Source organism: Pseudomonas sp. EB271-G4-1, from assembly GCF_058791355.1.
The window spans coordinates 47,045-66,309 of sequence record NZ_JBYTEO010000009.1 but is presented as its reverse complement, the minus strand read 5'-3'; the positions used below and the strand labels follow the sequence as shown (position 1 = coordinate 66,309).

The following is a 19,265-nucleotide window of genomic DNA, read 5'->3' as shown; positions in this document are numbered from 1 at the left end:
TGGTTGAGCGAGCGTGATTGCCACGCAATCAACCGCGCTCAAGCCAGGCACGGGCGATCTCTTCCCGCGTGGCAAACCAGACACCACCGTGTTGCCTGGCATACTCGATGAATTGCTTGATCGCCCTTACCCGCCCGGGATGGCCTACCATGCGCGGGTGCAGCCCGATCGACATCATCCGTGGCCCTTCAGCGGATTCCTCATACAGGACTTCAAAGCTTTCTTTCATGTACTCGAAAAAGTCCGATGCCTGGGAAAGCCCTGGAGAATTCCAGTAGCGGAAATCGTTCACATCAGCGGTGTAAGGCACCACGAGGTGCCGCTTGCCCTCGACCTCGACGAAGTAGGGAACATCGTCGTTGTAGGCATCGGAATCGTAAAGAAAACCGCCCTCCTCGGCGACCAGGCGCCGTGTGTTGACGCTGGCGCCATAGCGGCAATACCAACCAACAGGACGCTTGCCACAGGTGCGCTCGAAGGACTCGATGGCCAAGCGCATGTGTTCACGTTCCTGCTCTTCAGTCAGGCGAAACACCTCTTCCCAGCGATACCCGTGACTGCAAATTTCGTGACCACCGGCCACTGCAGCGCGAGCAACATCGGGATTCTGCTCAAAGGCGACAGCGCAGGCATGAAACGTTGCTCTTACCGATTGCTGATCGAGAATATCCAGAATCCGCCAGATCCCCACGCGCGAGCCGTACTCATACATGGACTCCATCGCCAGATTGCGTGTGCCGTCGGGTATTGAATAGCTACCCCATTCGGTCATGGACTCCTGGTCCGGGTCGCCCATGGCGAGCGAGCGTTCGGAGCCTTCTTCGTAGTTGATCACCAGGCTGATGGCCAATCGTGCGCCATTCGGCCAGGTGCCTTGCGGGCGTTTTCTACCGTAACCCACTAAATCGCGTGCAGGTGAAACCATCGGGATCGTCTCCTGAAGTGACTGGTTAAAAAGTACGTAGCGAAGGTAGCGACTTAGCAGTCGATCTCTTTCAGTCGGTCATGACTGAAAGTGCTATCCGATTGCCACTCGCTAAAGGCCAGCCCCATGGCCAGGGATTGCGCAATACAGAACGACGCGGTAAGCGAACGAAAGCCCAGCAGTTCAGCGTCGTTAACCTCAATCACGGTATCGGCCATCTGCCCGATGGGGCTCAGAACGCTGTCAGTGATCGCCACCAGCGTCACGCCAGCCTGGCGCGCCTGGCGACAAGCCTCAACGGTGTCATTGGCGTACGGCGGAAAGCTCACAGCTATCAATAAATCATCATCGGCAATGGCGCTGACCTGCTCAGGCAAGGTGCCGCCAGCACCGCTGATGTGCACGGTTCTACGGCCCACACGACTCAATGCGTAGCTCAGATATGCCGCCACCGGAAAGGCGCGACGCATGCCGATAACGAAGGTGGTTCGCGCCACTTGCAGATGAGCGATGGCCGCTTCGATATTCGCCTGCTCCCCCCCTTCAGCCAGGTGTTCCAGGGAAACGATATTGGCCTGACTGAATTCGCGCAAAATCGCGCCGACGTCACTCGGGTCCTCCAGCAACGTCTCACCGCCGTAGTGTCGAATGCGCTCACTGCGTTCGCTTTGGGAGTCGGCAGCCTGTTGCAGCGGTGCACGGAACAGCCGCTGCAAATCCTTGAAACCTGCAAAGCCAAGGGCCTGAGCCAGCCGGATATAAGCGGTGGGCGCGATACTCGAACGCTTACCCAGTTCGGCTACCGTGTTGAGTGCGATCTCATGCGGGTTGTCGATCAGGAATCGGGCAGCATCGCGCAAGCGACCGGTCAGGTGTTCGTGCTGTGCCGCTATACAGTCACGCAGCTCTGCAAGGGTTTCAGGTAAGGCCATGATGAAGGCTCGTCAAATTAGAAGGGTGTAGGCCTGTCAACGCAACGCATCGATTGCTTGATCCAGCGCAGTGATGAGACGGTCGACTTCTTCCAGCGTGTTGTAATGCGCCAACGACACACGCACTACCCCGCCAAACCGATCAAGCCTAAGGGCTTCGATAAGCCGTCGCGCATAGAAGTCACCAAAGCGAATGCCGATCCGGTGCTCATCGACCCTGCGCACAATGGCCTCCGACTGACCCCCCTCAACCACGAAACTGATCGTAGGTACCCGATTGCGGATATGTGCCTTGCCAATAATGCGAACGCCCTCGCGCTGGCGCAAAAACGCTAGCAAGCGCTCGGCAAGCAAATCTTCCTGCACCTCGAAGGCATCGAACGCTGCCTGCATGCACTTGCGCTCGCTGCCTTGGGCGCCAAGACGGGTGCTGATGTCGAGCAGGTAGTCGGTGATACCGATGCAACCGAATGACAACTCGTAGTTGACGTTGCCCGGCTGCAATTTGTAAGGCACCACGTCCTGGCCGATGAAAAAGTGGTTCAGGCTCGGCAGCTCAAGCAACAAATGACGACGCCCCCAGAGCACGGCAAAGTGCGGGCCGAACGTTTTATAGAAGCTGTAGACGTAGAAATCGGCACCGCTGGCCTGCACATCCACCAGTCGGTGTGGCGCATAAGCGACGGCGTCCACGCACAACCTGGCGCCCACTGCATGGACACGCCGCGCCACTTCGGCAACCGGATTGACTGAACCAAGAATATTCGAGGTGTGGGTCATCGCCACATAGCGGGTGTTGTCATTCAACAAAACCTGCAGGTCATCCAGCTCGAGTTCACAACTGTCGGGATTGACTTGCCACACACGCAAGGTCGCGCCACGGCTTTCGCACAACTTGACCCATGGACCGATGTTCGCTTCGTGATCGCAATTGGTGACGATGATTTCATCGCCTGGGACGATTGACGGGGCGATGGCGCGACACAGGATTTGCAACAAGTGGGTGGTCGATCCGCCCATGATCACTTCTTCGGGATGCTCGGCGTTGATCAATTGCATGACCGAGTGACGTGCCTGCATCACTCGCTCGCCAGCGTCGACGGAAGCCTGGTAGGACGCGCCCAATTGCACACTGTTGTTGAGCAGGTAATCGCTGACCCTTTGCGCCACGGAGCTCAGCACCATCGAACCACCGGCGTTATCCATGTAGGCAAAGCCACCGGCCAGACCTGGAAATTGCTTGCGAACGTAATCGATATCGAGAGGATTCACTCTACTTTCTCCAGCCGGATTCAGTGATGCAGGATGGCCTGCAGGAACGCTTGTGTGCGTGTTTCCTTAGGTGCGGTAAAAAACGGTTCAGGGATGTTCTGCTCAACAATGCGTCCGCTTTCCATGAAAATGACTCGATCGGCGACCCGACGGGCAAAGCCCATTTCATGAGTGACCACGACCATCGTGACACCGGAGCGAGCGAGGTTTTGCATGACATCGAGCACCTCGCCAACCATTTCCGGGTCCAGCGCGGAAGTCGGTTCATCGAACAGAATCGCCCGAGGTTCCATAGCCATGGTGCGGGCGATTGCCACACGCTGCTGTTGGCCGCCAGACAATTGGCTGGGGTATTTGTGCGCATGATCGGCCATGCCGACCTTGACCAATAATTCCTTGGCCCGGGCATGAGCATCACGCCGACTCAACCCCCGCACCCGAATCGGCGCCAGCGACACATTGTCGAGAACACTGAGGTGCGGATAGAGGTTGAAACTTTGAAACACCATGCCGACTTCGCTGCGGATGGCGGCCAGTCGGGGTCCGTTTTCGACCCGCTCACCTGCCACACGGATATGGCCTTGCTGATAGTCTTCAAGCAGATTGATGCAGCGGATCAAGGTCGATTTCCCCGAGCCGGACGGGCCAAGAATGACCACCACTTCACCTTCTTCAACCTGCAGGTTGATATCACTCAACGCTTTGAAGCTGCCGTAGTACTTGTCTAGCTTTTCGATGTCGATCAATGTGCTCATGCGGTTTTTCCTCCCGAGGCATTACGGCGCTCAACCCAGCTGACCATTTGCACCAACGGCAACAGCAGCAACAGGTACAGCAAGGCAGCCCCTACCAGCGGTGTCGGGTTGGCAGCCAACGCCTGCGCCTGGGTTGCCTGTTTCAACAAGTCAGGCATTGCGACCACCGAGGCAAGCGCCGTGTCTTTCATGACGTTGATGCAATTGCTCGTCATGGGCGGCATTACGATGCGTATGGCCTGGGGTAAAACGACGTCGCGCATGGTGTTGAAAAAGCTCATGCCTTGAGATGCCGAGGCTTCAAACTGGCCACGGGGAATGGCCTCGATACCCGACCGAAAAATCTCCGCGCTGTAAGCGCAGGACACAAGCGAGAGCGCACTGGCAGCGGCCGCAAAAGACGACAGTCGGATACCCACAAAAGGCAGTGCGTAATAGATCAGTACCAGCAAAACCAGCAATGGAATGGAGCGCATGATATCGATGTAGATACGTGCCAGCGCCCGAACGGGTGCGTAGGAATACAACCTCAACAGCGCCAGCAACAGCCCACCCACGAGGCCCAGGGCAATACTTACCACTCCAAGCAGAATGGTGACGCCCAGACCACGCATCATCAGCGGAAGTGACTCGATGAGCACATTCCAATTAAAAAATGTCTGCAAAAGATCCATGGGATACCTCGGTCAATACAAGTGGCGAACGGGCGTCGCCACTTTCATGCAACAGCAGCAAGGCTTACTTGAGAACAGCGGTCACTTGCAGAGTGCTCGAGTCTTTAGCCGCGTCGGTGCCGAACCATTCTTTGTGGATCTTTCCGAGTGTGCCGTCTTCTTTCATCTTGCTGATGATGTCGTTGACCTGATCGCTCATCGCCCAGCCTTTGGCGTGCATCAGCGAATAGCGCTCACCGGTGGGAATGCGAGCGACGATGGTGTATTGCGGCTTGTCCTTGATGTAATAGAGCACCGCGGGAATGTCGCTGAGGTAGCCATCGATGCGCCCGGAAGCCAAATCAAGCATGGCCGGCGATAGCCCCTCATAACGCGAGACGTCGGCGAACTTGTACTCGTCCATGTGTTGGCCAATCCACATGTCACCGGTCGAACCCGTATCGACGCCAACGACCTTATTGTTCATATCAGCCAGGCTCTTGACCTTGGACGTGGTCAGCGCAGTAAGGGACTGATCGCTGTCGAAATAAGGCTGTGCGAAGGCAACTGACTCGAGGCGTTTAGGGGTGATGGTGATGGAGGAGATAGCGATCTCGACACGCTTGGATTGCACGGCACTGAACAGGCCATTGAATGGAATATTGACGAACTCGACGCTTTTCCCGGCGCGCTTGGCCACCTCTTTTACAACATCGACCTCGAAGCCGACGAACTCCCCTTTGGCGTCCTGGAACTCCCAAGGCACGTTGCCAACGTTAGCTCCTACCGTCCAGTCAGCTGACCAGGCCGGCAGTGCAACGGCGGCGGTCATGAATAATCCCAACATCACTTTCGCTTTCATGTTTGCTCCCGATTGTTTGTTTTTTTAGGTGCTAACAGCGGTTGATCTCGTGCAACGTGGGATCGAGAGTAAATCAGTGGATTATTTATTTCAACAAATCGTTAATGTGAATTTTTTACTCCATCGCTGCCTTCAGTTTTCTCAAGCGTCACGTCCAAAGGGCCAGTTCGGTCAGAACCGACCAAGGTGGCCACGCTCACCAGACCTCGCGGAAGACAGAGGACTCCGGGCTCAGATTTCAACATCTGGCGGCAATCGCCTATCATCCAGCAAGGCCGTGGTCGCAATCACACCTGTACATCTGCTTCATTCCCCGACTAAGCCTGTCCAAGCGAGAGGGGTTGCTGTCGAAATCAACACTTCACGACTAAAAACAGTTGATAACAATTTGCTGAAATTATAGTTATTTCACAAACTAATACTGCCAAGCACAATTACAAAACATTCCAATCTGCGCGACACTCAAACTACAAAACCATTACTTCGAATCGCTATAGAAAATCCAACAATCCTTCACATCCCGCCTATCTACACTTACGCATACCCAAACTCGAAAACACTAAGAGCACCAACTTTACGCCATCAGCGAAAATTCTTGGCGACCCGATACCACCTATCGGTAAACGGGCAAGGGCATCCATTAACACATTGCGTACCAGTGATTTCCATACATAATCATCCAGCGACATGAAACACATCTAATCATGCATTTTCATATCAACCAGAAGGTGATCACATGGCACACTGGAAGCCGAGTGCAGCAAATGATCTGATGGCGTTCGCTGCAAACCATAACTTAAATGCAACTGTTGGAGCCTTTCAACTCACTGTGGATACATGGGCAGACAATCTCCCAGGATTCGCTCACCGCGTGTTTCCTTTCGGTCAATATCGAGCGGAGGTCACCGGGAACGCGGGTCAGGTCGATAAAATTGAATTTGATTTATAATTTTTAGATTTCCGACAACAATCGGTCGATGAACGAAGGATACGAGGTGATCACATGGCACACTGGACCCCCACTGCAGCTAATGATCTGATGGCGTTTGCCGCTAATCACGGCCTGACCCCCCTAGTAGGCGCCTTTCAAAACATGGTGGATAACTGGGCAAACGCGCTTCCCGGACATGCAAATGCCTCATTTCCATTTGGAAACTATCAAGCGGAGGTCGCTGGGGATACCGGGCAAGTACTCAGAATTCAATTTGATATGTAAATTTGTTTCTTCAGGAATGAAGGTTACGATTGATCCAGACGTCCAATCCGTAACCTTTCAAAGAAGACTCACATTACCCTGATTAAAAAATTCCTGCACATAATCGCCGGATGCAATGTCTTCCTCATGGATTTCCAGCAGGCGCAAGCCTCCAAAACTGACCGCTGTAATCTTCCTTTGTATCGCCCATGAAACCAGGGAAGAAAATATCAGGATTATTGTACGTATCCAGAATCTTCAAATCGCCAAGCGTTGCATTTGCAAGACGAAACCAGCCACTTTCATCGGTTTTTAGGCAACGCCACCAATAACTCTTCGCTACCGCCCCACCCGGCCCCTGCATCACGCGTTCCACTTGCGCCTTATTATCGAGTAAGAATATTGCCGGCTGGCCGGTATCGTTTCTTATGCGACTTTCAATACCCCACCAACCTTTTCCATATCGATGAAATCGCCATTGCTGGGACCCTGCTTCGTCATAATTGACCTGATCATTTTGTTGAGCACGGGGTTTCATGATGGTCTTGGCATTGTGTTGCGGGACCGTGGACACCTGCCCTGGACGTTGGGCCGTGAAAACATAGCCTTTGTCGGATAAAAACGAGTTGGTCATCAAGTACCATTTATTTTCATCGAGTGGACAATTTTCATAATAATTCGCCCCGGACAAATAGCTGTCCTGTGCAGGCATATCGGCAAGAAACTGGCGGGCACGCTGAGAGATCTCGTCCCAGGCATTGACGCCGACTTCGAGGTCCAGGTCGTACAATTGAGGAACTCCGGCGGTTCCCGCGGGCAAAGCAACGGTTTTGCGTAGATAAGCCAGATTCGAGGTCAACATATTCCACCGGCCTACCATTGTCCCCATTGCCAACCCCACATCCTCCATTTTGGGACCAATGTTTACCCAGCTTGAATCAGGCGGGTTGTTTTTCCTGTACTGGCCGATGACCGTATCGCTCGCATTTTTGAATGCCATTGACTGTTGATTCACCTGCTGGCTGAGTTCGTTCAAGGTGGTCAACTTTTTGCTCACATTATCGGCTGCCTGATCGAATTCGCTGCGCGCGGCACCGGTGTTACTCGACAGATTGGCAACCGCGGTTTGTAATCGCAACAGAAGCGGTTTCATTTCGCCCGAGGCCAGTTCCGTCGCCAACGCCTGCAACTTCGAAAAGGTCGTCGAGCCCCATACCTGGCAACGGGAACGAAGTTCGTTGTATCCCCCCAGTTGGCTCAGGCGATCATTGAGGGTCGCTTTTACCCCCGGCTCATCCAGGCACACCAGAAATGCAAATTGATTGATGTTCGACCACATTGCCACGGGCAGGGCGAACAGTTGACTGGCTTGCCCCGGGGAAAAATCAACGGCGGCGTTTTCCGCCCCTGCGTGGCGGGACACCTCCGATGCCAACCCCACAGTCACCAAGAGTGACAACATGATTGATCTGAGGGTCGAGTTGCGTCGATGCATGATAATTCTCCCGCTGAACCCGTGAATCGTCCTGGTAAACCAGGCGACTCACAGGCTCATGCCTTTACATGCAAGCCAAAGGATTGGCTGAGTCTTGACTATGTTTGCGGTAACTTCTGTTCTTCAAAATGCGCCACCAGGTACGAACTTTTGCTGACCTCGTAATAGTTCTGCCCATTGTGCGGCTTGGTTTCTCCGTCGATGCACCAGCCCGTATGCACATAGTTGCCATAACGTTCTGGCACGCTGACCCGCATTTTCTGCATGTCCTGGAAAACGCCAACGTAGTTACCAAGCCCACCGGAGCAATCACTCATGTCTTTGAGGTTGGTCGTGATTGGAATGGCCAGCGCTGGCAGGGTGCTCACACAGATGATTTTCTGGCCTTTCGGCACCTCGCCAGCCTCTGACGTAATCTGCAGCCGTATCTCCTCCAGCTCGATTCTGCATTCCGGTGGACTGATTTCGACGGTCAGTTCAAAGTCTGAAAACACGCCTGGACGAAACTCCGAGAGCGTAATACCTGCACCGGCCGCATCACTGTTCAGAAACTGTGTCAACAGGTTCTCCTGCCTGTCCAGGGTGGGCTGCCACAAGGCCTTGCCCTGAAGAATGCCGATCTCGTTTGCGATCACCCAACCCTCATCGGCGGTCTGGCCCCCCCTCGTGTTGAAAACCACCCTGGATTGTTGTCCCCGATCCTCTTCACGACCGCCCTCGGGTTCAAAAGCAAACAATTTGCCCTGTGAGCGCACCACCGATTTGCCGCAGTGGCTGACCTTGAACGTGACAGAGTCGGGAAACGCCTTGCCCAGTTTCCTGCATTGGACCTTCACCACCTTGATGTTGCCGATACGTTGTTTCTCGCTGGTCTCATCGATCTGACGCAGCCGCGTCAGCGACAGTGGAATGGTGTTTTCGACAATAGATTCCCTGATTCTGCCGTTTAGCTCATGCAGCTGCTCCCTGGCTAACGTCACGATCTTCGGCGCTTCCTTCAACAGGCGTCCGGAACCTGAAGCTAATTGACTTGCCAGGCGTTTACCCATATCCCGCAAGGGTTTTTCGTACACAATCGTCAGGAGTTCAAAATCGTCCTGCGTCAGCATGCTGTCCTTGAAGGAGACGGGTTTGTTGAGCAGTGCCTGGAGTTTCTTTTGTTCATCCTCGCCGAGATTATCGATCCCGGTAATCTGGTCAGACGGTTCGAGCACATTCTGCAAACTCTCAAAGAGCTTCTGCGCCCCCTCATCCAGCTTGCCCCACGGCTCGACGGTGTAATATTCATAAGCCTTGACGACGTAGTAGAGGAACTGCATGAGGGTTTGATGCGCCTCGTGACTGATCGACTGCACGTAAGCGATCGCCGCGGGGTCCAGGGCATCCCGACTGCCGCCCAGCTGACTGCCGAGAACGTTGATCGCCAGCAGGTTGTTGGATATCTGATTGCTTTGTTGACCAAGACTGGTTTTCAGCGCCAGCAGTTGGGTAGCCAAAGCCGTTTTGCGCAGGTTCAGTACCGCCAATTGATTGGTGACGTCCTGAAACTCCTTGTCGTTGAGCATCAGTTTTGCCAGCGTTTTATCCCAGGCGCTGTTCAACTGTGATCGTGACACCATCAATTCGTTGACGGTTTTACCGATGGATTCCACGCCGGCAGCTATTTTTTTAACTTGTTCAATGCCCTTTTTCACTTTCGCGGCATTGTCCTTTTTCGCCTTCTCAACCAATACCTGCGACTCTTTCAGGGCGATCTCCTTTTTCTTGATGTCGCCCTCGACCCTGGTGACCTCACCGGACTGGCTGTTGTAATCAACCGTGTTTTTATCCAGCTCCTTCTTCTGCTGCTCCTCAAATGACTTGAAGCCTTTCAGAAGCTGCTCCTCTTCCTCCTTCTTGCGCTGTCCACGGCCGTACAACAACAGGTCACGTTTTTTATTCAGCAGCTCTTTTTCCTTTTTCACCAACTCGTCGTGTGCTTTCTTCTTCTCATCGTAGGCACCTTGCAAATCGTCTTTTTTCTTCGACGCAGCGTCGGCCTTGTCCTTCAGTTGATTGATGTCCTTTTTCGCATCCAGCAGGGCGTCATCCATCCCCTTTGCAGACTGCTCCACAAAATTGTCAGAGTTGGATGTCACGAAATCATTGACGCCGCTTTTCAGCTTGCCGAAGGCACTGTCCGTGAAGCCTCCCTCCTTGACGAAATCACCGGCCACATCGAAGACGGTTCCGACCGCGCCTGCAGCCATCTGATAGGGCTCGGGAAGCGGAATCGCTTTAGCCACCGCCGCGAAGATCTTGAAAGACGCCGAGATGATCGCCATCTTTTCGGCCTCACCCGTCAGGTAATCCGCGTCGTCGCGCAATCTTCTTTCTATTTGCTCCAGAGGCTTGAGGAGCTTTTCCTCTATCTCGACATTAAGTTGCCGCAATGCCTGGATGGTCGTGATGACATCCGCCCGAGTGGTGATCAACGCTTTCTGTGTGGTGTCTGTGTTCTTTGTCAGAAGCCCCAGAAGATTCTGCACGGCTGCCTGACGATCCTCCTTGGCCTGCCAGGCCTTTTGCAGGTAGTAGGCGGTGTAAATCTCCCCTATGGAGGACCTCAAGAGGCTCTGATAGATTTTCACCGCACTTTCCAGCGACAACATGGGCACCCAGCCTGGAGGATTGCCAAAGTAGTCGACATTTTGAATCGCCTGCTCCACCAGGCTCGACACTTCATCTTCCAATTGCAAAAAGGCATCGTCTTTGTCTGTTATTGGAAGCGCCTGCAGCACTTCCAGGTAAGGGCTGAGGAATTCGCGAGCCAGATCGGTATTGCCGCTGGCGAGCGCATTTTTGGCAAACTGCACGGCGGTTTTCAGGTTGATGGTCGTCAGCCAGGGACTTACCCGCGCCTGCTCGATCGCCGTGCAGCTACCGGCAGTGCCTGCTGGCTCCCGAGGTTCAGGACCAGCAGGGCCATCCGGGCCTGCTGTTGCCTGATGTTTTTCAATGGTCGGCACAAGCTCGACCTTGCCGTTTACTTCTTTGTTCTCAAAAAGAAACCAGTAGGCCGTGTCCGGAGTTCCTCCCCACCCGCCTTTGGTTGAGGTCATCCGGGTACCGGACATGCCTCCAGACAGATCGGTATAGGACGCCACTTGATCGGGCAGCGTGCTGCAAAGATTACCCCCGGCGCCTCCAGTGCCTGGTCTGCCCGGTATCGGTCCTTTACCGCCCATACCTGGGCCGTCCTTGGAGCCTGCACTGTCAATGAGTCGGCCATCGACTTTCAGCTCTGCGTAGACGATGCCCCGGGACTGATCGAGCGCTGTCGCCGGTTGATAGTCCTTGTATTGACTCCATTGCGGCGCCGCCACCGGCGAACCACCTACCTTGCGATTGGTATAGCTGAACAGGCCATCCCACTGCTCCTTGGTGATACAAACCAGATGGCGTTGGGTGAAGGAAAACGCCAGATCGCCTTCATCGGGGTCCTGCCCCTTGCCTCCCACCGCACGCAAGTGCCTTGTCGATTCTTCCTCAGTGGTGGCGAAGCGTTGTACGTACAGAAAGATATCGCCGGCCTTGGCGCCATCCAGCCCGTCCTTGGAGAGTGTGCCTCGATACTCGGTCGCGACGGGCTCGGTATCGAGGCAGGCGTCAGCGCCCTCGAAGTAAAGCTCGCGGCAATAGATGAAAACATCGGTCTGGGGGAAATGAACCCTGGTTTTTATCACCAGCGTATCGGCATGAATACACAGCTCCTGAATGTCCTTCTGGCCAGCATAGGTTTTCAGGAACCCGCTGCGGTCCAACTCGTCCAGTTCGATTTCGACACCGGAAAGGGTGACGCGCCGCACCGGACGCGCCCACCCATTCAACGCCTTCACATCGATCGTTTGCGCACCGTGGCGAATGTATTTGATCTCTTGCGGTTTGGGAGGCTGCGTTTTGGTCTTGACGATTTCGTACGAAGGCGCCTGGTTTTTCAGATCAGTTGCGCGCCTGATTTCCTTCATCTTGCGCTGGCGCTCCTGCACCGAGGCCTGCCGATTGAGCAAGCGAGCGTAGGCTTGCGCACATTCCAGTCCCCCAGGGACGACCGCCGCAAGGCTTGCGGCCAGCGCCTTGCTCTCCTGTGCCAGGTCCTGCCACTCGGCGTTCTGCGGGGGCGAGTCCTTTGCACACCGCTGGATGAAATCGAGCATTGCATTGGCTTTCTCGCGCAGCACCGACGCTTGCTCCGGCGTGTATGAAAGGTTCAATGAGGGTGTGACAAGGACGGTGGCCATCTGAAATGCCGAAACGGCCATGAGCCAGAGCGGCGAGCCGTTTTCAAACCATTTACCCAGCAGGGCCGGGGGGACTACAACCTTGGTCTTTTGCGCCGCATGATCGTATTTGATCCAGACCCCGAGCGCCTTCCCAAGGGCAACAGGCACTTGCTCCGGCTTGCCCATCAGCGCCGCGACCTGGAAGTTTCCGGCCACCCGGGTGGCGAACAACAACAGACTTGCACCGAAGGCGCTGTTGAAATCCAGATGCAGCGTGGCCGGCTCAGGGACCTCGACCGTACGCGCCACGATGATCAGCGCTATGTTCTTCAAGGTCATGCTCAGCGTCTTGGGCACGTAGACCGTGTCGGCGAAGATGGAGATGGTCAATGGCTTGTTGTCGGCTGCCGCCAGTCTCTGTGCAACATCCGTTTGCAGGTCGATACACAGGTCCCTGAAGACCCATTTATCCGAGGATGTATTCACCTCCCGCGTGTAGCGGATGTTCTCTCTGCGAGCAGGGAAAATGCCTTTCCATGCGGGTGTGTTGCGCGCGTCATCAAACGCCGTTTGCCATACGTTCATTGCTGCGATTCCTGTCATGAAAACGCGGGAGAGCACGGGCAATCGTCTTAGCTTTGTGCGTGACCGCCCTTCACCACAGAGGGGATCTGCTCAAGCCGTTTTTTCTTCCTGTGCGGGAGGGTCGATGAAAGCGTGGGCCTGATAGGAATCGGACTTGAGCTTGCACTCCTGCCACATAGCAATGGCATTCTCCACACCAAGGTCCTTCAGATCAGCTTCCTCCAGGATATCTTGCTTGATGATCTTGCCGATCTTGTTCAGATCACTTCCAATGGCGTTCCACACACCCTTGATTTTCTGAATACTGGGCAGTGCCGCCGCTATCTTGTCCTGGATATCAACCAACCCCTTGAGGGCGACGTTGAGCGTCCCCATCAGGGCTATCGCCCGCTGCTCTTCATCTTTGAGTTGCTTGATCCTGTCTTTCTTGACGTCTATTTCGTGCTTCAACTTGGCGGCCTTGTCGCCATAGATCGACGCGACAATCAGTGCCACCCAAAAAACTATCCAGGCATAAGTCGGTGTTGTCTCGGCCACGATGCACGCGTGTTCGTACTCTTTATTCTGCTGCTCAATCTTGGCAGCAAGGCTGTCCATCTCTTTTTTGTTGGCCGCTATAAGCGCACCGTGCTTGCCATACTTGGCCTCGTATTGCTGGAACAGGTTCTTGAGCAGTATCTCGTCGTCGCTGGTTTGCTGCGCAAACTCGCTAATGTCTTTGTAAACCTCAGTTGCGCGGTCTTCGTTATCCTTCGCTTCCTTGGCAAGCTTGGTACAAAGACTGGCAATCCTGTTTTTCGCAGCTTCATTACCAGGATCCAGGAAAAGTGTGTCAATGGGCGGGATCAACGCGCTGTAGTAAGTTCTTGCGCTAGTTGCATAGTTGGAAATATCCTGCGCCAGTTGGACAGTCCTTGGAAATATATTCTCTTTCCAGTTTTTGACGTGAGGGATGATGCGCTGATAACCCGTAAGCAGATCCTTGAATTCGTCGAACGGGCCAATGTAGGGAATTTTTTCAGCTGGCCCCGTGGCCAGGTCCTTGCGCATTTTTTTCTCATCATCGGGAAGCTGCAGCACACTCATCACATAGCGCTGGATGGCATACCACTCCTGCTGACTGAGGAGAAAGGGCGAGTCTTTTACCGCAGCCAGATCTTGCGGTCCGATGTTGGGTTTCCTATCTTCACTCATCACTGTCACCTTCCAGGTTATTGATGTGTAAGGATCAATCTGTGCGGTCAACTTTTCTTAATTTCAGGCAATAAAACCACAGCCCTATCTTCAAATCGCAACCCTCGAATTGATTCTGTAAATTTGCTGTTACAACGACACAGCCCGGAAGATCAGCCATTAAGCCACGCACGAAGAAGGCGTAGCGAATACGCCGGCAAATCGCGTTCGATCAATGCCACACCGAGTACCAGAGCTTTGGAATTCCACTAAAGGACTGAGTGGAAGCAAATTAATCCTAGACGATTTCAAGCAACGCAATGTCCGAATTGAGCGACAGATGCAACTAAATGGCAATTAGCGTTCGATTTGTTATTAGGTATCCATTCGAAAGCCTAAATACTCGGGCTCGCGATTTTGTGGTATCGCCCCTGAGCAGCTGCGATCAAACGCACCGGGAAGAATTGCAGGAGGCTGAAACTCTTTATGCGACATTGCTGACGCTCTGACTTGAAACCGGGGGAACGGCCTCGCCTTGCGGCTTTTTGAGGCCGTGGAGCCAGTCTTATGGGCTCTGCCTGGAGAGATGTGGCGGATACGTGGACTTTGATACCTGAAGAAGAAAAAGCTCCTCCCTTTAAAAGATGCAATCGTGCACGCCTCGCAACCCGATGCTATTGAACACCTCACCCAGGATTAACCTATGTTAATTCCAATCCCACCCCACCAGTGGATGATCAAAATCCTCAGTGGGGGCAAAAATCAGCTCCGCGAGAAAACGATCAGCCATAAAAAAATCCAGTCACCGCTAAGTGACTGGATTTCTTAAAGAATAAATGGTCGGGACGGAGTGATTCGAACACTCGACCCCTAGCACCCCATGCTAGTGCGCTACCGGACTGCGCTACGCCCCGACTAGGCGTGTAACCTGTTCCTCACCTCGAGGAACGCTCAAGAATATATCGCAAGCTTTTGAAAACTGGAAGTATTTAAAAGCAGAAATTTATTTCTTGAGGACAACCAGCACATCTTCGAGCTCTGCAATCATCTGCCGGATCATCTGTTTGTACTGGGTGGTGTCGTCTTTGGCTTCATCGCCGGACAGGCGCAGGCGTGCGCCGCCGATGGTGAAACCCTGATCGTACAGCAGCGCGCGGATCTGCCGGATCATCAGCACGTCCTGGCGCTGATAATACCGGCGGTTTCCGCGGCGTTTGACGGGGTTGAGCTGAGGAAACTCCTGCTCCCAGTAGCGCAGCACGTGTGGTTTTACCGCACACAGCTCGCTGACTTCACCAATGGTGAAGTAGCGTTTGCCTGGGATGACGGGAAGTTCGTCGTTATGACTTGGTTCCAGCATAAGCCTCAACTCGGGCCTTCAACTTCTGCCCTGGACGAAAGGTGACCACACGGCGAGCCGTGATCGGGATTTCTTCCCCCGTTTTCGGGTTGCGGCCAGGCCGCTGGCGTTTGTCCCGAAGGTCGAAATTGCCGAAACCGGACAATTTGACCTGCTCGTTGTCTTCAAGAGCGTGCCTGATTTCCTCGAAAAACAGCTCTACCAATTCCTTGGCTTCCCGCTTGTTCAGGCCCAGCTCTTCATACAGACGTTCCGCCATCTCAGCTTTCGTCAAAGCCCCCATACGTCACTTCCTTAACGTGGCGTCCAACCTTTGTTCGAGCGAGGTGAGGATGTTTTGCGTCGTAGAATTCACCTCATCGTCATTAAGAGTGCGCGATGGATGCTGCCAGGTCAAGCCAACTGCGAGGCTTTTTCTATCAGGATCAATGCCTTTACCCTGATACACGTCAAATAGCCTGAGGTCTGTCAGCCATTCGCCTGCATTTTCACGGATTACGTCGAGTACTGCCGCGGCAGCGACGTCTTTGTGCGCAATCAGTGCAAGGTCACGACGCACTTCAGGAAAGCGCGACAACTCTTGGAATTTAGGCATTTTGCCCGAGGCCACTTCCGCCAGGACCAGCTCGAAAACGAAGACTGGACGATCCAGGCCCAAGGTTTTCGACAACTCTGGGTGGATGGCGCCAACGAAACCGACCAGACGACCTTCGCGCTCGATGCGCGCGGTTTGACCCGGGTGCAACGCAGGGTGTTTACCCGGCACGAAACTGAAGGCATCCAGAGCACCGGCAAAGCCCAACACCGCTTCCACGTCAGCCTTGACGTCGAAGAAGTCGACCGTATCGCGACCCTGCGCCCAGCCTTCCGGCAGACGGCTGCCGCACACGACACCGGCGAGCATCGGCTCTTGCTTGAGCCCTTCGAGCTGGCCGACGAAACGCAGGCCGCTCTCGAACAGACGAACGCGATCCTGCTGGCGGTTCAGGTTGTGCGACAGCGCCTTGACCAGGCCTGGCCACAAGGACGAGCGCATGGCGGCCATGTCGTTCGAGATCGGGTTGGCCAGTAGCAGCGGCTCGACACCTGGATTGAACAGCTCGAACTGTTTCGGATCGATGAAGCTGTAGGTGATCGCTTCCTGGTAACCACGGGCGACCAGCAGACGGCGCAGCTCAGGCAGGTCACTACGGGCTTCGGCCTTGGCTTGCGGTGCCAGGCGCGCCTGCGGGTAACGAACCGGCAGGCGGTTGTAGCCGTACAGGCGAGCCAGTTCTTCGATCAGGTCGACTTCCAGGCTGATATCGAAACGATGGCTTGGCACTTCTACGCGCCACTGCCCTGCCCCATCGGCAGTAACGGTCAGGCCCAAGGCGTTGAGCAGACGCTCGACTTCGGCCGAATCCATTTCCATGCCCAGCATCTGGGTGATGCGCTGGGCACGCAGGGTGACCGGGGCAATCTTCGGCAGGTGCTGTTCGCTGACGGTCTCGATGATCGGGCCGGCTTCGCCACCGGTGATTTCCAGCAGCAGGCCAGTGGCGCGCTCCATGGCTTCACGGGCCAGCTGCCAGTCCACACCGCGTTCGTAGCGGTGCGATGCGTCGGTGTGCAGGCCATAGGAACGGGCCTTGCCAGCGACAGCGATCTGATCGAAGAACGCGCTTTCCAGGAAGATATCGCGAGTGGTCGCGGTGTTCACGCCACTGTGCTCGCCACCCATGACGCCGGCGATTGCCAGGGCACGGGTATGGTCGGCGATCACCAGCGTATCGCTACGCAGGCTGACTTCCTGGCCGTCGAGCAGAACCAGTTTCTCGCCTTCCTCGGCCATGCGCACGCGGATGCCGCCATTGATTTCGGCGAGATCGAAGGCGTGCAGCGGTTGACCCAGCTCCAGCATCACGTAGTTGGTGATATCGACGGCGGCGTCGATGCTGCGCACGTCGGCACGGCGCAGGCGCTCGACCATCCATAGCGGAGTTGCCTTGGACAGGTCGACGTTACGGATCACGCGACCCAGGTAACGCGGGCAGGCGGCAGGGGCCAGCACTTCCACCGAACGCACTTCATCGTGCACAGCCGCGACAGTGGCGACTACCGGACGAGTGACCGGCGCGGCATACAGCGCGCCGACTTCGCGGGCCAGGCCGGCCAGGGACAGGCAGTCACCACGGTTCGGTGTCAGGTCGACTTCGATGCTGGCATCGTCCAGGCCCAGGTATTCACGAATGTCCTGGCCTACCGGCGCATCGGCCGGCAGTTCCATCAGGCCGTCGTTGCCCTCGCCCACTTGCAGCTCGGCTTGCGAGCACAGCATGCCGTTGGATTCGACGCCACGCAGCTTGGCTTTCTTGATCTTGAAGTCGCCCGGCAGTTCGGCACCGAGGGTGGCGAACGGGATCTTCAGGCCCGGGCGCACGTTTGGCGCGCCGCAAACCACCTGGAAGGTCTGCGAGCCATTGCTGACCTGGCAAACGCGCAGCTTGTCGGCGTCCGGGTGCTGCTCGGTGCTCAGCACCTCGCCAACGATCACACCGGTGAATTCGCCGGCGGCCGGCGTCACGCTATCGACCTCAAGACCGGCCATCGACAGACGGGCAACCAGCTCGTCGCGACTTACCTGCGGGCTTACCCAGCCACGCAGCCATTGTTCACTGAATTTCATCCTGCTCTCCTAAGAATTCGTTACGACTAGCGAAATTGCGCGAGGAACCGCAAGTCGTTGTCGAAGAACAGACGCAAGTCGTTCACGCCGTAACGCAGCATGGCCAGACGCTCGACGCCCATGCCGAAGGCGAAGCCCGAAAACTCTTCCGGGTCGATCCCGGACATGCGCAGCACGTTCGGGTGAACCATGCCGCAGCCCATCACTTCCAGCCAGCCGGTCTGCTTGCAGACGCGGCAGCCTTTACCGCTGCACATCACGCATTCCATGTCGACTTCGGCCGACGGCTCGGTGAACGGGAAGTAGGAAGGACGGAAACGCACGGCCAGTTCTTTCTCGAAGAACACCCGCAGGAATTCTTCGATGGTGCCTTTGAGGTCGGCGAAATTGATGTCGCGATCGACCAGCAGGCCTTCGACCTGGTGGAACATCGGCGAGTGGGTGATATCCGAGTCGCTACGGTACACACGGCCTGGGCAGACGATGCGGATCGGTGGCTGTTTCGACTCCATGGTGCGGACCTGTACCGGCGAGGTATGGGTGCGCAGCAACATGTTGGCATTGAAATAGAAGGTGTCATGCATCGACCGGGCCGGGTGATGGCCAGGGATGTTGAGCGCTTCGAAGTTGTGGTAGTCGTCTTCGACCTCAGGGCCCTCGGCAATGCCGTAGCCAATATGGGTGAAGAACTGTTCGATACGTTCCAGAGTGCGAGTAACCGGATGCAGACCACCCGAGGCCTGGCCACGGCCAGGCAGGGTCACGTCAATGGACTCGGCAGACAGTTTGGCGGCCATGTCGGCCTCTTCAAACAGTGCCTTGCGGGCATTGAGGACCTCTGTGACACGCTCCTTGGCAACGTTGATCAGGGCGCCGACTTGCGGACGCTCTTCTGCCGGCAAATTCCCCAGGGTCTTCATCACCTGAGTCAACTCGCCCTTCTTGCCAAGGTAGTGAACCCGGATTTGCTCCAGGGCATTGATATCTTCAGCGCTTTGCACAGCCTCTAGTGCTTGAGAGACGAGCGCATCCAGGTTTTCCATGTACAGACTCCAGATACAAAATAGGGGAAGAGCTTGAAGGCTCTTCCCCTATTTATGACGTTTAACACCTGGCCCCACAGAGGTG

General features: G+C 55.2%; 15 protein-coding genes and 1 tRNA gene. 2 read left to right on the top strand and 14 right to left on the bottom strand.

Annotated features, from left to right (window positions below; all coding sequences use genetic code 11):
- Positions 1–28 precede the first annotated feature (28 nt).
- The 6 genes from AC3WWR_RS06900 to AC3WWR_RS06875 all read right to left on the bottom strand — a co-directional run bounded on the left by AC3WWR_RS06900 (position 29) and on the right by AC3WWR_RS06875 (position 5,399).
- Positions 29–925: an allantoinase PuuE gene (locus AC3WWR_RS06900; protein ID WP_492598565.1), complete on the bottom strand. Its 897-nt coding sequence runs from the start codon at positions 923–925 to the stop codon at positions 29–31.
- Between the two features lie 53 nt (positions 926–978).
- Complete coding sequence (locus AC3WWR_RS06895) at positions 979–1,857, bottom strand: MurR/RpiR family transcriptional regulator (RefSeq protein WP_033040878.1); 879 nt, start codon at positions 1,855–1,857, stop codon at positions 979–981.
- Positions 1,858–1,893: 36 nt separating this feature from the next.
- A complete protein-coding gene (locus AC3WWR_RS06890; protein WP_020799003.1) occupies positions 1,894–3,129 on the bottom strand; it encodes a cysteine desulfurase-like protein in 1,236 nt (411 codons plus the stop codon).
- A gap of 20 nt (positions 3,130–3,149) precedes the next feature.
- Positions 3,150–3,884, bottom strand: coding sequence for an amino acid ABC transporter ATP-binding protein (locus tag AC3WWR_RS06885; protein ID WP_020799004.1), 735 nt, complete (start codon positions 3,882–3,884; stop codon positions 3,150–3,152).
- Positions 3,881–4,558, bottom strand: a complete 678-nt coding sequence (locus AC3WWR_RS06880; RefSeq protein ID WP_020799005.1) for an amino acid ABC transporter permease — start codon at positions 4,556–4,558, stop codon at positions 3,881–3,883. The genes AC3WWR_RS06885 and AC3WWR_RS06880 overlap by 4 nt, the downstream gene beginning before the upstream one ends.
- Positions 4,559–4,622: 64 nt before the next feature.
- Entirely contained in the window at positions 4,623–5,399 is a 777-nt protein-coding gene (locus tag AC3WWR_RS06875) for a transporter substrate-binding domain-containing protein (RefSeq protein WP_020799006.1), read from the bottom strand.
- 736 nt (positions 5,400–6,135) lie between these two features.
- Here AC3WWR_RS06875 and AC3WWR_RS06870 point away from each other — a divergent pair.
- Together AC3WWR_RS06870 and AC3WWR_RS06865 are read left to right on the top strand one after the other, a co-directional pair.
- Positions 6,136–6,348: a hypothetical protein gene (locus AC3WWR_RS06870; RefSeq protein WP_033040881.1), complete on the top strand. Its 213-nt coding sequence runs from the start codon at positions 6,136–6,138 to the stop codon at positions 6,346–6,348.
- Between the two features lie 54 nt (positions 6,349–6,402).
- Positions 6,403–6,615, top strand: a complete 213-nt coding sequence (locus tag AC3WWR_RS06865; RefSeq protein ID WP_033045751.1) for a hypothetical protein — start codon at positions 6,403–6,405, stop codon at positions 6,613–6,615.
- A 124-nt stretch (positions 6,616–6,739) separates the two neighbouring features.
- Here the strand turns inward: AC3WWR_RS06865 and AC3WWR_RS06860 are convergent, their stop codons facing one another.
- The 8 genes from AC3WWR_RS06860 to pheS all read right to left on the bottom strand — a co-directional run bounded on the left by AC3WWR_RS06860 (position 6,740) and on the right by pheS (position 19,180).
- The gene (locus AC3WWR_RS06860; protein ID WP_492598564.1) at positions 6,740–8,089 is read right to left on the bottom strand and encodes a hypothetical protein; all 1,350 of its coding nucleotides are present in this window, start codon (positions 8,087–8,089) and stop codon (positions 6,740–6,742) included.
- A gap of 98 nt (positions 8,090–8,187) precedes the next feature.
- Positions 8,188–12,936 (bottom strand): hypothetical protein, encoded by a 4,749-nt coding sequence (locus AC3WWR_RS06855; protein WP_033041377.1) that lies wholly within the window; start codon positions 12,934–12,936, stop codon positions 8,188–8,190.
- A 90-nt stretch (positions 12,937–13,026) separates the two neighbouring features.
- Positions 13,027–14,130 carry an alpha-xenorhabdolysin family binary toxin subunit A gene (locus AC3WWR_RS06850; protein ID WP_020799009.1) on the bottom strand — a complete coding sequence of 368 codons (1,104 nt, stop codon included), beginning with the start codon at positions 14,128–14,130 and terminating at the stop codon, positions 13,027–13,029.
- Between the two features lie 816 nt (positions 14,131–14,946).
- Positions 14,947–15,023 (bottom strand) — tRNA-Pro (locus tag AC3WWR_RS06845).
- An 89-nt stretch (positions 15,024–15,112) separates the two neighbouring features.
- Positions 15,113–15,469 carry a MerR family transcriptional regulator gene (locus AC3WWR_RS06840; protein WP_003179985.1) on the bottom strand — a complete coding sequence of 119 codons (357 nt, stop codon included), beginning with the start codon at positions 15,467–15,469 and terminating at the stop codon, positions 15,113–15,115.
- On the bottom strand, positions 15,450–15,752 hold the full coding sequence (gene ihfA / locus AC3WWR_RS06835) for an integration host factor subunit alpha (protein WP_002553164.1): 303 nt from the start codon (positions 15,750–15,752) through the stop codon (positions 15,450–15,452). Before ihfA ends, AC3WWR_RS06840 begins: the two co-directional genes overlap by 20 nt.
- A 3-nt stretch (positions 15,753–15,755) precedes the next feature.
- Positions 15,756–18,137 (bottom strand): phenylalanine--tRNA ligase subunit beta, encoded by a 2,382-nt coding sequence (gene pheT, locus AC3WWR_RS06830; protein WP_033042613.1) that lies wholly within the window; start codon positions 18,135–18,137, stop codon positions 15,756–15,758.
- Between the two features lie 26 nt (positions 18,138–18,163).
- Entirely contained in the window at positions 18,164–19,180 is a 1,017-nt protein-coding gene (pheS, locus tag AC3WWR_RS06825; protein WP_020799067.1) for a phenylalanine--tRNA ligase subunit alpha, read from the bottom strand.
- Between the last annotated feature and the right edge of the window lie 85 nt (positions 19,181–19,265).